Genomic DNA, 13,057 nt, shown 5'->3' on the forward strand with positions numbered 1-13,057 from the left:
CGGCGGCAATCGACCCGTCCGGTCCGATATCGGCCCGACCACACCCTGCCCCAGCGCAAGGCCGATGAAAAAAACGGCAAGCGTTGCCTGCACCGCGCCTGCGCTTGCGCCGAGATCACTCGCAATCGCCGGAAAGGCCGGCAGATACATGTCTATCGAGAGAGGTGCGAAGGCGATCAGCGATCCTAGGATCACGATGAAATGCAGGCGCACGCCGGAAGAGGTCGAACTTTGCATGTCTTGTCTTTCTCCGTCGTCCTCTTCCCGCAGCCCATATAGGCAAAAGAGCCGCTCCATGAAAGAGCGGCTCCTGCCAAAACAGCGGATTGGCGCCGTCAGATTTTCTTGTCGCCCTGCCAATATTGATCGCGGATGGTGCGACGGAGCACCTTGCCGCTTGGCATGCGCGGCAGCTCCGCCATGAAATCGACCGAGCGGGGCCGCTGATAGCTTGGCAGGTTTGCGGCGGCAAAGGCGAGCAATTCCTTCGCCATATCTTCATCGGGCCGGTAGCCCTCATTGAGTTCCACGACGAGTTTCACTTCCTCGCCCCATTCCTCATTCGGCACGCCAATGGCGGCGGCGTCTGCCACAGCAGGATGTTTCAACACTTCCTGATCGATCTCGGCCGGATAGATATTCACACCGCCCGAGATAATGACCTCGGCGCTGCGGCCCGTGAGGAATAGAAAGCCATCCTCATCAATGAAGCCCATATCGCCCATCGTGTAGAAATCCCCGCGATAGGCGCCTTCGGTTTTCTCCGGTGCCTTGAAATACTCAAACCTTCCCTGCTCCGGCGCCTTGAAATAGACCGTGCCCACTTCACCCGCTTTCACGGGCTGGCCGTCTTCATCGTGAATCTCGACGACAACGCCGGGCAGCGGCTTGCCCACACTTCCCTTCTTCGCCGGGAACTCATGGCTGTCGATGAAGATGCCGCCACCTTCGGTGGCTGCGTAATATTCATAGACGACCGGGCCGAACCATTTGATCGTGCCTTCCTTCACATGCACCGGGCACGGCGCTGCGCCATGCAGGATCCAGCGCAGGCTCGACGTGTCATATTTCGCCTTGGTTGCCCCGGGCAGTTGCAGCATCCGGTGCAGCATGGTCGGCACGACATGCATATGCGTGATGCGATGCTCTGCGATGAGGCGGAGTGTTTCTTCCGCGTCCCATTTGTCCATCAGCACACAACCGACACCCGCATTGAGGGGGAAGGAGAGATTGAGCGCGAGAGGAGCTGCGTGATAGAGCGGCCCGGTGACAAGCGCGAGATCACCTTCGCGGAATGCCGCTGTTTCCGTGAGCTTGACGAGAAGCGGCGAGACGGGTGCCGCCGTCTTCCGGTAAACGCCTTTCGGATGGCCGGTCGTGCCGGAGGTGTACATCATCTGCGTACCTGCAACCGGATCGTCGATGTTGTGCCCCGCTTCCGCGCTCACGGCTGCTTCATAATCTTCAAAACCGTCAATCGCACCGCCTACCGCCAGCGGCGCAATAACGCCGGGCGCGAGGGATGCTGCCTCTCTGGCAGACGCCGGAAAGCGTGCGTCAGCGACAAAAGCCTTCGCCTCACAATTATCGACGATGTAGCCGACCTCGGTTCCCTTCAGATGCCAGTTGACCGGCGTCATGCGGAAACCGCCCCGCTGGCAGGCCGCCACGACCTCCACGAATTCGGGCCGGTTGGAGCACATCAGGGCGACAGCGTCACCCGCCTTGAGGCCGCGCCGCCGCAAGGCCCGCACGAGCGCATTGGCGCGCGCGTTCAGCTCGGCAAATGTCCGGTTTCCCTGCTCCGAAATGATGGCAGGCTCGGCCCCCACGCGTTCCGCATGCCATGCGAGCACCATGCCCACGGCGGCGGCTTCTTCCCGGCTCCAGCCTTGCTGCCTTTCAACAACCGACATTTTCCCCTCCCTTTTTGTTTTCTTGCTGCCTCCTTCGTATCGGGAGGCATTACAGGCGGCTTTTTGTTGGTTACATTCTCGCCCGGTTCTATTGGACAGGCGGTGGCTCCCCAGCGTCAAGCTGGTTCACGGGTGCGAACGCTGATTTGGAATGTGAGCGATGATGCTGCGAAATGCCGGAACGGGGATGCTTTTCGGACTGCTGGCGTTCTTTGCAGCCACCCAGACCGCAACCGCACAGGCAGACACGCCTGCTGGCGGCGGGGACAGAGAGTTTCTGACGCTTCAGGTCGAGAATGACCTCTTTGCGAATTTCGTGAACACCGACCGCCACTATACGAACGGGCTGCAAGCTGCATGGCTCTCCCGTCCGCAGAATGAGCGGTTGCCCGGCTGGCTGCGCGATGTCGCCGCCCCGCCGCTCTATTCCCTCATCTTTCCGACAGGTCATTTTGATCGCATCGACCATCGGGTGGGTGTTGCCCTCGGGCACGCCATTTTCACGCCGGACAACACGAACACCACTGCCTATCTTCCCAATGAGCGGCCTTATGCAGCCTGGCTCCACATGACCTTCTCGCTGCAAAGCGTGCGCTCAAGCTCGCAGACAGGCGAAGCGTGGCAGGACCAGTGGAAGCTTGATCTCGGCGTTGTCGGCCCCTCCGCGCAGGGCGAGTTCGTACAGAACGGCTGGCACAAGGTCATCAATGTCGAAAAGGCGAATGGCTGGGACAACCAGATAAATGACGAAGTGGGCGTCAATCTCAGCTTCGAGCGCGCATGGCGCAGTTCAACCGTCGGCAACCAGGATTCAGACAGCTTCGTGCAGATGGATTTCATTCCCTACACGATCCTCTCGCTCGGCAATGTGCAGACCTATGCAGGCATTGGCGGCACGTTGCGGCTTGGGCCGGCTCTGCCGGATGATTTCGGGCCGACGCGCATCTATCCCGGCGTCGGCGGTTCGGAATGGTTCGAGCCAGCGGCAAGCGGATGCAGCTGCTATCTATTTGCGGGGCTGGAAGGGCGTGCCGTCGGGAGAGACATCTTCCTCGACGGCAACACCTTCCGCGACAGCCCGAGCATTCAGAAGCGTCACTTTGTGTATGACGCGAAACTGGGCGCCGTGGCCGTGCTCTGGAATGCGCGTGTCTCCTTTACGCATGTCTTCCGCAGCCCCGAATATGAAGGCCAGCCGAAGCCCGATCAGTTCGGCTCGATCACCGTTACCTTCGCGATGTAGGACTCACTTACCCCGGCTGTAGTCACGCCGCTCTTCCGGGTCGTGTTCCTTCGCGCGGGACTTTGCCTCGCTGCGCGCCGCATCAAGCTCCGCCCGCTCATCGCCTTCCACGGCTTCACGGGCTTCCCTTGCTGCCTGCTCGACGCCGCCCTTTTCGACAAAGGCCTGCTGATCCTCATTATAGGCGCGTGCGGCAGTACGATTGCCCTCGCCCTCATTAGGCTGCTTTTCCTTCTCCGTCATGGTGAACCTCCCATTGTGGCTGAGGAGGTGAAACGAACCGCGCGGGGCGCAGTTCCTTCTCCCTTTCATAAGCGGGCAAATCATGGTGATGTTGCTGGCATTCGATCACTGAAAGAAGCCGGAGTGCCATGACCCTGCCGCTCATTTCCGCCGACAATATTTTCGGCCTTCTCTGTGTTTTCCTCGGCCTTGCGGCTTTCGGCTTCTGGTCGGAACGCACACGGATCGGCGAATGGTTTTCCGGCGTGATGATCGCGATTTTCGCGGGCATGGTCTGCGCCAATCTGCGCATCGTACCTTTTGACTCACCATTTCACGACATGGTCTGGGCCTATGTTGTGCCGATGGCCATTCCGCTTCTTCTCTTCAAGGCGGATCTCAGAAAAATCCTCCCGGAAAGCGGCAAGATGGCTCTCGCCTTCATCATCGCCACTCTCGGCACGATTGTCGGCGCGATTGTCGGTTTTGCGCTTGTCAATATGGGGCCATCCGGCCACCTCGTCGCGGGCGCGCTCGGCGCAAGCTGGATCGGCGGTTCGATGAACTTCGCCGCTATCAGCCAGATGAACGGTTTGAGCAATGACGGCACGCTCACCGCTGCCGCAGCCGCTGCAGACAATGTGATGGCAGCACTCTTTATTGCCTTCCTGCTTTTCCTTTCAGGTGTTGCCTGGCTTGTTCGCTTCATCCCCTCCGAGATCATTCAGCGGCAACTCGACACGACGGAGAAGCCGGAGGAAGAAAAGAAGCCCGTTCTCGACATGCCTGCCCTGACGCTCCAGCTTTTCCTCGCCGCCGCCTGCTGCTTTGCGGGGTATGAAACGGCAACGCTTGTCGGGATTCCGAAATATGGCGTTCTCTTCATCACCATCTATGCACTGCTGATTGCGAACGTCTTTCCGCGGCAGATGCACAAACTTGAGGGCGGGTTCACGCTTGGCATGTTCTTCATGTATGTGTTCTTCGGCGTCATCGGCGCGGCGGCCGATATTGGCCTGATGGTCCAGACGGCCATGCCGATCTTCTTCTTTGTGTTCATCATGGCAGCGATCCATGTTGCCATCGTTCTTGCGGGCGCAAAGATTTTCCGCATCGACCTTGCCGAAGCCCTCATCATTTCAAACACGGTGGCGGTCGGCCCCGGCACATCGGCAGCCATGGCGGCGGGCAAACGCTGGTACTCGCTTGTCACGCCCGGCATCATGTTCGGCGTGCTTGGCTATGCGGTTGCGAATTTCGTCGGCATCGTGCTGACCGAATTCCTCGCCTGATTGCGGCTCCACGGCGTTCCCGGTAGAACAGCCGGACGGATATTTCACACTAGGCACTCCCGGAGGAACTCATGTCAGAACCCATCATCCGTGTCGAAAAGTCAGACGGCATCGCAACCGTCACGCTCAACCGTCCCAATGCGATGAACGCTCTGTCGCGCGAGCTGCGCATCGCGATTGCAGAGACCTTCGAAGCGCTTGAAGCAGATGAGGACGTCCGTGTCGTCATCCTCACCGGCGCGGGCAAGGCATTCTGCGCGGGCCTCGATCTCAAGGAACTGGGCGGCGATGCGAGCGCCGTTGGCGGCGCGGGCGGCGTCAACGCGACGATCAGCGACAAGGATCCCGTGACTTCTATCGGCCGTTTCTCCGGTCCCGTCATCGGCGCGATCAATGGTGTGGCGATTACGGGCGGATTCGAACTCGCCATTGCCTGCGACGTGTTGCTCTGCTCGGAAAATGCGCGCTTTGCGGATACCCATGCCCGTGTCGGTATTCTGCCGGGCTGGGGCCTCAGCCAGAAACTGTCGCGCACCATCGGCATCTATCGCGCAAAAGAACTTTCGCTCACAGGTAATTTCCTGAGCGCCCAGCAAGCCTATGAATGGGGACTTATCAACCGCGTCTTGCCGGCGGAAGAACTTCTCCCTGCCGCCCGCAAGCTTGCCGAAGATATGCTCACCGTCGTGCCGCAATGCCTGACCGGCTACAAGAAGCTCATTGATGAGGGCTACGCACAGGATTTCGGCACCTCACTCAAGACCGAACGCGACTTCTCCAACGCCGCGAACAAAGCCGTCGCGCCGGAAGAAATCGCCGCGCGCCGCGCCGGTATTCAGGAACGCGGCAAGGCGCAGACCTCCTGAGCTAGAGACAGGGCGACAGCCAGAAAACGGCGAGGAAACAGAAGAGCGATGCCCCCATCGCCGCCATCGCAAGATCGGTGGCGATGATGCGGGCAAAGCCTTCTTCTGCCCTCGCCGTCATTGTTTCCAGCCGCCTCAACTTCCGCCAGAGCAGGAGATGGGTTGCAATGCCTCCCGCGAACAACCCGATCAGCACCACGCGCTGAAGCGTGACGTCGCCCATCACTTCAAGTTCCTGCCAGCCAAGTCGGCATCCCACTGCCTGAAAGCTGTAAAGCAACACGAAGGCGAGGCTCCACAGGCCGAAGCCTGCGGTGATAAGCAGTACAGAGCTTCCTTCGCCACGCTCTCTCATAGCGCATCTCCGCCTGAGCCCAGGGCGATGAGCACACGCACGAACGCGAGGCCGAGGACGCCGCTTATTGCAGTATAGAGATGCCAGAGCCTGCCGATCCGCAGATCAAGCGCGCGCTGCGCTGACACGTAACCCCGATGCACACGCCACGCTCCGTAAAGCGCGAAGACAGCCCCGAGCGCGGCATGGACCGCCACATAACACAGCACCACAAAGCAGACGGCGGAAAGCGCATGGCCCATGCGATCCGGTGTGCCGCTGAACGCCATCCACATGAGAAAGAACATCGCCAACCCGTAGGCTGTGGCGCTGGCCATGAGCATGCCACGCGGCGCGGCACCCGCATGGCGGGCTGCCACTACTCCCAACGCGCCCGCTGCGACGAGTGCTGATGCCGCAAACACCGAAAGCGCCAAACTGATCTCAGGCAGTGCTGCCGAAGGCCAGCCTGGCGCGGATGTCCAGAGGAAGAGCCCGCCGAAAAGAAGCGACGCATAAAGCGTTCCATCTGCCGCAAGCGTCAGAAGCATCGCCCACCAGGAGGGCGCATTCGGCGCTTCCGTATGGGGAACAGCGGAGGCTCCCAGCCCCACGGGAAGTGGCCCTGCATCGCTGGTTTGCGCGGATTTCTCCGTCCAGAGAAGAAAGAGGATCACGACGGCCGCAACGGAGAAGGGCAACACCCAATAGAGCTTTGCCAGCATGGCGATGAAAAAACTCGCGGTGGCAAGCGCCGTCCAGAGTGGCAGCCATGTGTCGTTCGGCAATTGCACAACCTGCTCAAGCCGCCCGCTCGCCATGCTGACGGCGAGCGTTTCCATGCGGCCTTCCCGCACGAAGCCGAGATAGCCGCGCCCGGCTGCGAGTTCATTGCCGATGCGATCCGGCTCCAACATGTCGGCGCGACAGTCGATATGGGGAAGTGATGCGAAATTGTAAAGCGATGGCGGGGTCGGCATTGCCCAGTCGAGCGTCGTGGCCTTCCAGGGATTGCGCCGGAAACCCCGTCTGTAGCGGGACTGCGAGATGATATCGATGAGCACGAGCGCAAAGCCGATGGTCATGACGAAACCGCCGACCGAGGAAATGAGATTGTAGATTTCCCAGCCGGAGTCCGCCGCATAGGCATGGACCCGGCGCGGCATGCCGAGAAGCCCTGTGAAATGCATCACGAGAAAAGTGGCATTGAAGCCGATGAATATCAGCCAGAACGCAGGCTTAGACAGGTGATGCACAGGAAAGCGGCCCGAGATGTGCGGCAGCCAATAATAAAGCCCTGCAAGCATGGGAAAGACGAAGCCGCCGATCAGCACATAGTGGAAATGCGCCACGACGAAATGAGTGTCATGCGCCTGCTTGTCGAACGGCATCATTGCGAGCATGACGCCGGTGAGACCACCTATGACAAACACGAAGAAAAAACCGAAAACATAAAGCATCGGAACGGTAAAACGCGGTCGCCCATGCGCGAGCGTTGCAAGCCAGGCAAATATCTGGATCGCGGTTGGCACAGCAACAAGCGCGCTCGCTGCCGAGAAGAAGGCCATGGCGAGATGCGATATGCCCACCATGTACATGTGATGAACCCAGAGCCCGAAGGAAAGGAACGCCATGGACACGATGGCAACCACCACCGCGCGATATCCCATGAGGGGTTGCGATGCGAAAACCGGGATCAATGTTGACAACACGCCCGCCGCAGGCAGGAAGATGATGTAAACCTCCGGGTGGCCGAAAAGCCAGAAGAGGTGCTGCCAGAGCAGCGGATCACCGCCCCGCTCGGGATCGAAGAAAGGCAAGTCAAACGCCCGCTCGAGCTCAAGCAAGATCGAGCCGAGAATGAGCGGCGGAAAGGCGAACAGCATCATTGCGCCGACGACCAGCATGTACCAGGCGAAGATCGGCATACGGCCAAGCGACATGCCCGGCGAGCGTATCTTCAGAATACTGACGATGAGTTCCACCGCCGCGCAGACGGCAGAGATTTCCACGAAGGTGACACCGAGCAACCAGACATCCGCATTGATACCCGGCGAATGGGTGCCGGATGAAAGCGGCGTGTACATGAACCAGCCCGACTCCGGCGACACACCAGCCGCCAGCGCCGCAAGCAGCATGAGGCCACCGAAGAGATAGCACCAATAACCGTATGCACCGAGGCGCGGAAAGGCGAGATCGCGCGCGCCGAGCAGCTTTGGCAGAAGATAGATTGCGAAGCCCTCAATCAGCGGTATCGCAAAGAGGAACATCATGATCGTGCCATGCATGGTGAAGACCTGGGCATAAAGGCCCTCATCCATGAAAGGGCTTGCCGCCGTCGCTAGCTGCGCCCGGATCAGCATGGCAAGCACACCGCCAATCGCAAAAAAGACGCCCGCCGTGACCATGAAGCGCAGGCCGATCACCGAATGATTGACAGCGGCGAGACGGCCAAGTCCCGGCTTCGGCGACCACGCTTCTGTCAGTTCGCGGTGCAGGCGAAGCGCGATGCTGGGGGGGTTTTCCCTCATTTCCTGCCCTCTCCGCTCACCCCTATGGCGGCATAGAAATCAGCCGGTGTGTGTGCCTCGGCGCGGAAGGTCATGGAGGCGTGCCCTCTACCGCAATATTCAACACAGATGCCACCAAAGGTGCCCGGATCATCTGCAAATAGCCGGACCACCGTTTCATGGCCCGGTATCGCATCCACCTTGCCGCCAAGACGCGGCACCCAGAAGCCGTGAATGACATTATTGCTCGTTGCGATCACATCCACCTCGTACCAGGCGGGCATATGCATGACACCGATTGTCGGTTCTGCTTCCGGATAATCGAGATAGTGAAATTCCCAGAACCACATATGCGCCCGCGCCTCTATGCGCACAGGATTATGCTCGCCGCGCCAGGGCAGATGCCGTTCACCCTGTGCGAAAGCGAAGATGAGAAGCACAGCGAGTATGGGCACCGGCATCACGATGCCGCCCCCAACGATCCAGCTTCGTGGCGTCCAGCGGCACCCCGCTTCAGGCTTCAGCATGACAAGCGTAAAAAGCGCCATCACCAGCGCGAAAAGCACGGTGCTTCCGGCCAGCATCGCCCACCAGAGCCGCGCAACATCACGCGCAGCCGGCCCCGCCGGGTCGAGCGTGGAGAGATCACCGCCGCAGCCCGCCAGTGCCATCGCAATGAGAAGCGGGAACACACGGACCCCTCTGTTCGTTACAGGTCGAGTGGGAGGAACCGCATGGGTGAAGACGACACGCCTGACAATCCCGTCGATCAGAAGATTGCGACGAAAGATGTGAGTTCCACCGTTGCCGTTGCCGGCCATCCGGTTCACGCGATGAGTGTGCATTTCCCCATCGCGCTCACTATCGTAACCCTTGGGGCGGATGTTTTTTATTGGTGGTCTGCCGACCCGTTCTGGCTGCGCGTGGGGCTCTGGTCGGCAGGCTTTGCATTCGCTACCGGCATCGGGGCCGGCCTTGTCGGGACGGCGGAGCTTCTTCTGGTGCCCGGCATCCGTGCGCGGGTCGCCAGCTGGGCTCATGCCGTCGCAGCAATGATGCTGATTTCCGTCGCAGGACTTAACTGGGGTCTGCGCTTGCAAATGCCCGACGCTGTACTGCCGCATGGCCTGCTCTTGTCGTTGCTCGCGGCCTTTCTCACCGGGCTTGCCGGATGGCATGGCGGAAAGCTGATTTTCCATCATGGCGTCGGCCTCATGGTCTCGGCCAGAGATTGAGCGCGTCCGCGAGCCGCCTGAGCGCTCCCGGCTCCGAAAGCGCATCGGGCAGAAAGTCGGAAAACTGAAAATCCGGCTTCGCAAGGACAAGCAGAAGCACGCCAAGGATGAGAAGTACGGTAATCGATGTCGTGCAGAGGGAGCGCCACGCAGGATAGGCTTCTCCCTCATCGAACAGACGGATGATGACGAGGCCCGATAGCGTGTGAACCAATACGAGCGCCGCTACCAGGACAAGCTTGGCAGAGAGCCATGGCGACGAGATTTCGCGCGCAAAAATAAGAGCAGTGCCGCTTGCTACCGCCACGAAAGCGGCAGGCGACATGAGAACGACATAGGCAAAGCGCACAAGCCGCTGGAGCCCGAAAAGTGCCTCCCCCTCACCCGTCTGGCTGCGCCGCACGTAAAGACCGGGCAGGCTCACAAGTCCCGCCATCCAGATGGAAACGGCGGCGATATGGATGATTTTGAGCCAGAAGATCGTCACTCCGCCACGTCTCCCGCTCCTCTTTTCAGGAAGGCCCTGAAGAAACAATGCGGGACCCGACGGTAAGTTCCGTAACACGCGGAACTGGCCGCAGCGGCAGCCTGCCAGCGGCACATGAATTAGTACCGCCGCGCATTTTCCGCTATCCTCACGCAAAAGCCATAAGAGCAATCGGGAGGAAATACCCATGAGCCAGCATGACATCGTAATCCGGGGCGGCACCGTTTATGACGGCACCGGCGGCAAGCCCATCGAGGCGGATGTTGCCATTGACGGGCGCACCATCACCGCTATCGGCAAGGTTTCGGCCTCGGGCCGCGAGGAGATCGATGCGAAGGGTCAGATCGTGACGCCCGGCTTCGTCGATGTGCATACGCATTATGACGGCCAGGTTACCTGGGACCCCTATCTCCAGCCCTCGACATTCCACGGTGTCACCACGGCCGTCATGGGCAATTGCGGCGTCGGCTTTGCGCCCTGCAAGCCGGAACAGCGCGAGTGGCTGCTTGGCCTCATGGAAGGCGTTGAGGACATTCCGGGTACCGCGCTTGCCGAAGGCATCAAGTGGAACTGGGAGAGCTTCGCCGAATATATGGATGCGGTTGAAGCCTCGCCGCTCGCGCTCGATGTGGGCTTGCAGATTCCGCATGCCGCCGTCCGCGCCTATGTGATGGGTGATCGCGCGCCCGCGCTTGAGCCTGCGACGGAAGCGGAAACCGCCGAGATGGCGCGGCTCGTGGTCGAAGGGCTTGAGGCCGGTGCGCTCGGCTTCTCCACCTCACGCACGCTCAAGCATCGCGACAAGCATGGCGCGAGCACGCCGACGCTCAAGGCCGAAGCGATGGAGCTTCACGGCATCGCCCGCGCGATGGGCAAGACCGGCAAGGGCGTTCTTCAGCTCATCGCCGACTTCAAGCAGACGGATGAGGAATTTGCGATGCTGCGCGGCATGGTGGAGCTTTCGGGCCGCCCCATGTCCATCACCATTGAGCAGGATGATCGCTGGCCGACTGTGTGGAAGCGCGTGCTCGACAATATCGCCGCCGCAAATGCGGATGGCTTGCCGATCCGTGGTCAGGTGCCGCCCCGCGCGACGGGCCTGCTTCTTGGCCTCACCGCCTCGCTCAACCCCTTTGTCATGCATCAGACCTTCCGCCAGATCTGGGGTGCGCCTCTTGAGCAGCAAATGAAGGCACTGCGTGATCCGGAATTCCGGGCGAAGCTTCTCGCCGAAGAGCCGGACTATCCGGCGGGCGAGATCATCGAGATGATCTGCACCGCCTATCACAAGATGTTCGCGCTGGGTGAGCGGCCGAATTACGAGCCGACGCCTGAAGAAAGCGCGAAGGCGATTGCCGAACGTACGGGCAAGCATCCGCGCGAAGTCGTGCTCGACTGGATGATGGAGCGCGACGGCGCTGCCCTCATCTATTTCCCGCTGATGAACTACCACTGCGGCAGCCTTGCCGATGTGGAAACCATGCTCACCCATCCGAACACGGCCTTTGGCCTGTCTGATGGCGGAGCCCATTGCGGCATCATCTGCGATGCGAGCTTCCCCTCCACGCTGCTTACCCATTGGGGCCGCGACCGCACCCGCGGCCGCAAGCTGCCGCTTGAATGGATCATTCATGGCCTCACGGGCCGGAATGCCGAACTTGTCGGCCTTGCTGACCGCGGCATCCTTGCCCCCGGCATGAAGGCGGATGTGAACGTGATCGATTTCGACAATCTCACGCTCTATTCACCGCATATCGTCCATGATCTGCCGGCTGGCGGCAAACGCCTCATCCAGAAGACGGATGGCTATACGGCGAGCATCGTTTCGGGTGCGGTTGCCTTCCGTAACGGAGAGCCAACCGGCGCGTTGAACGGCAAGCTGGTGCGCGGGGCGCAGAAGCGGCCGGAAGGCGTTCGCATCTCTGCTGCTGCGGACTAAAGATCAGGCTCGGCCCGGATTTATTTCCGGGCCGACTTGCTTCCTGAAAAATTGCCCTAATTTGGTCACGGTGGAGGGCGAATAAGAGCGCGGTCCCGGCCCGCGCCCTCACCTCGCACCGGACTGGCGGAGCTGGGCCGCCCTATCGCGCGCATCACACACCGGAACCCCAGCATTTGCCTGACGGACGCCAGATGGACACTCCCGAGCGCACGACCCCCGAGAAACCCGATACCCCCGAAACAGGCAACCAGAGAAGCTGGCGCCATTCCATCTTTGTGCGGCAGGCAGGCTTTCTCTTCATCGTGTTGCCGCTCGTCATTGCGGCCAATCTTGCCGTCTGGGCGGCGCTGAACCGCCCGCACCACGCCGAAGCATGGACGGGGGAAATTGTCGGCCTTTCCTACAGCCCCTATCGGCAGGGACAGGACCCGACGCAGAACCGGCACCCGACGCTTGAGCAGATCAAGGCCGATATGCAGCTTCTCTCGGGCACGGTGCAGGCGATCCGCACCTACAGCGTCATCAAGGGGCAGGAGAAGATTCCTGAGCTTGCGGCGGAGTATGGCCTGTCTGTCGCCGCCGGTGCGTGGATCGGGCCTGACCTTGAGCGTAATGAAAACGAACTCGCCAACCTGATCGAACTCGCCCCGCGCCGCAATGTAGTACGCGTTCTCGTCGGCAACGAATCCCTGCTGCGTAATGACCTGCCGGTTGAAGACCTCATCGCCTATATCCGCCGGGCAAAGCAGAAAATCTGGAAGCCTGTCTCCACCGCCGAGCCGCCGCATATCTGGCTTAACCATCCCGAGCTTGTGAAGGAGGTGGACTATCTCGCCGTTCACCTGCTCCCCTATTGGGAAGGCATTCCGATCAATGATGCGGTGAACTCGGTCTTTGAGCGGCTGGATGAACTGGAAGCCGCTTACCCGGACAAGGCTATTGTCGTTACCGAAGTTGGCTGGCCGAGCCGTGGCAAGGTCATTCCGCGTCGCCCTTATCCCGGTATGCCG

At 60.5% G+C, this 13,057-nt stretch carries 12 protein-coding genes and 1 pseudogene; 6 read left to right on the forward strand and 7 right to left on the reverse strand.

All coding sequences use genetic code 11. The features are described 5' to 3' along the window. Both WBF74_RS02175 and WBF74_RS02180 read right to left on the reverse strand, forming a co-directional pair. Nucleotides 1–237: MFS transporter (locus tag WBF74_RS02175; RefSeq protein ID WP_424434490.1), on the reverse strand; the 237-nt coding region annotated here is incomplete at its 3' end. 98 nt (nt 238–335) lie between these two features. After that, a complete protein-coding gene (locus WBF74_RS02180; protein ID WP_424434493.1) occupies nt 336–1,916 on the reverse strand; it encodes an AMP-binding protein in 1,581 nt (526 codons plus the stop codon). Nucleotides 1,917–2,076: 160 nt separating this feature from the next. On the opposite strand from WBF74_RS02180, the gene WBF74_RS02185 reads away from it, so the two are divergent. Continuing rightward, complete coding sequence (locus WBF74_RS02185; RefSeq protein ID WP_424434496.1) at nt 2,077–3,159, forward strand: lipid A deacylase LpxR family protein; 1,083 nt, start codon at nt 2,077–2,079, stop codon at nt 3,157–3,159. Nucleotides 3,160–3,162: 3 nt separating this feature from the next. Here the strand turns inward: WBF74_RS02185 and WBF74_RS02190 are convergent, their stop codons facing one another. After that, on the reverse strand, nt 3,163–3,402 hold the full coding sequence (locus WBF74_RS02190; protein WP_424434499.1) for a hypothetical protein: 240 nt from the start codon (nt 3,400–3,402) through the stop codon (nt 3,163–3,165). A 128-nt stretch (nt 3,403–3,530) separates the two neighbouring features. On the opposite strand from WBF74_RS02190, the gene WBF74_RS02195 reads away from it, so the two are divergent. Continuing rightward, nucleotides 3,531–4,673: a DUF819 domain-containing protein gene (locus WBF74_RS02195; RefSeq protein ID WP_424434502.1), complete on the forward strand. Its 1,143-nt coding sequence runs from the start codon at nt 3,531–3,533 to the stop codon at nt 4,671–4,673. Between the two features lie 71 nt (nt 4,674–4,744). Then, nucleotides 4,745–5,539 (forward strand): enoyl-CoA hydratase, encoded by a 795-nt coding sequence (locus WBF74_RS02200; protein WP_424434505.1) that lies wholly within the window; start codon nt 4,745–4,747, stop codon nt 5,537–5,539. Between the two features lies 1 nt (nt 5,540). Here the strand turns inward: WBF74_RS02200 and WBF74_RS02205 are convergent, their stop codons facing one another. From WBF74_RS02205 to WBF74_RS02215, 3 genes are read right to left on the reverse strand one after another with little or no spacing between them, the layout of a single operon-like run. Then, on the reverse strand, nt 5,541–5,894 hold the full coding sequence (locus tag WBF74_RS02205; protein WP_424434508.1) for a hypothetical protein: 354 nt from the start codon (nt 5,892–5,894) through the stop codon (nt 5,541–5,543). Then, nucleotides 5,891–8,404 carry a cytochrome c oxidase subunit I gene (gene ctaD, locus WBF74_RS02210; RefSeq protein WP_424434511.1) on the reverse strand — a complete coding sequence of 838 codons (2,514 nt, stop codon included), beginning with the start codon at nt 8,402–8,404 and terminating at the stop codon, nt 5,891–5,893. Before ctaD ends, WBF74_RS02205 begins: the two co-directional genes overlap by 4 nt. Continuing rightward, on the reverse strand, nt 8,401–9,075 hold the full coding sequence (locus WBF74_RS02215; RefSeq protein ID WP_424434514.1) for a cytochrome c oxidase subunit II: 675 nt from the start codon (nt 9,073–9,075) through the stop codon (nt 8,401–8,403). The genes ctaD and WBF74_RS02215 overlap by 4 nt, the downstream gene beginning before the upstream one ends. 42 nt (nt 9,076–9,117) lie before the next feature. Between WBF74_RS02215 and WBF74_RS02220 the strand changes: the two genes are divergently transcribed. Further along, nucleotides 9,118–9,618 carry a DUF2231 domain-containing protein gene (locus WBF74_RS02220; protein WP_424434517.1) on the forward strand — a complete coding sequence of 167 codons (501 nt, stop codon included), beginning with the start codon at nt 9,118–9,120 and terminating at the stop codon, nt 9,616–9,618. Here the strand turns inward: WBF74_RS02220 and WBF74_RS02225 are convergent. Then, nucleotides 9,596–10,105 (reverse strand): CopD family protein, encoded by a 510-nt coding sequence (locus WBF74_RS02225; protein ID WP_424434520.1) that lies wholly within the window; start codon nt 10,103–10,105, stop codon nt 9,596–9,598. The two genes, WBF74_RS02220 and WBF74_RS02225, sit on opposite strands and share 23 nt — an antisense overlap. A 187-nt stretch (nt 10,106–10,292) precedes the next feature. On the opposite strand from WBF74_RS02225, the gene WBF74_RS02230 reads away from it, so the two are divergent. Next, nucleotides 10,293–12,044 (forward strand): N-acyl-D-amino-acid deacylase family protein, encoded by a 1,752-nt coding sequence (locus tag WBF74_RS02230; RefSeq protein WP_424434523.1) that lies wholly within the window; start codon nt 10,293–10,295, stop codon nt 12,042–12,044. A gap of 194 nt (nt 12,045–12,238) precedes the next feature. After that, a pseudogene (locus WBF74_RS02235) lies at nt 12,239–13,057 on the forward strand (cellulose synthase); the annotation flags it as partial.

The organism is Parvibaculum sp., from assembly GCF_049672805.1.
In the GTDB taxonomy this organism is placed as follows: Bacteria; Pseudomonadota; Alphaproteobacteria; order Parvibaculales; family Parvibaculaceae; genus Parvibaculum.

Excerpts from the sequence above, each read along its gene's own strand:
- WBF74_RS02220 (WP_424434517.1), top strand. The coding sequence starts at position 9,118 with ATGGGTGAAGACGACACGCCTGACAATCCCGTCGATCAGAAGATTGCG.
- WBF74_RS02185 (WP_424434496.1), top strand. The coding sequence starts at position 2,077 with ATGATGCTGCGAAATGCCGGAACGGGGATGCTTTTCGGACTGCTGGCG.
- WBF74_RS02180 (WP_424434493.1), bottom strand. The coding sequence starts at position 1,916 with ATGTCGGTTGTTGAAAGGCAGCAAGGCTGGAGCCGGGAAGAAGCCGCC.
- WBF74_RS02195 (WP_424434502.1), top strand. The coding sequence starts at position 3,531 with ATGACCCTGCCGCTCATTTCCGCCGACAATATTTTCGGCCTTCTCTGT.
- WBF74_RS02200 (WP_424434505.1), top strand. The coding sequence starts at position 4,745 with ATGTCAGAACCCATCATCCGTGTCGAAAAGTCAGACGGCATCGCAACC.
- WBF74_RS02190 (WP_424434499.1), bottom strand. The coding sequence starts at position 3,402 with ATGACGGAGAAGGAAAAGCAGCCTAATGAGGGCGAGGGCAATCGTACT.
- WBF74_RS02205 (WP_424434508.1), bottom strand. The coding sequence starts at position 5,894 with ATGAGAGAGCGTGGCGAAGGAAGCTCTGTACTGCTTATCACCGCAGGC.
- ctaD (WP_424434511.1), bottom strand. The coding sequence starts at position 8,404 with ATGAGGGAAAACCCCCCCAGCATCGCGCTTCGCCTGCACCGCGAACTG.
- WBF74_RS02230 (WP_424434523.1), top strand. The coding sequence starts at position 10,293 with ATGAGCCAGCATGACATCGTAATCCGGGGCGGCACCGTTTATGACGGC.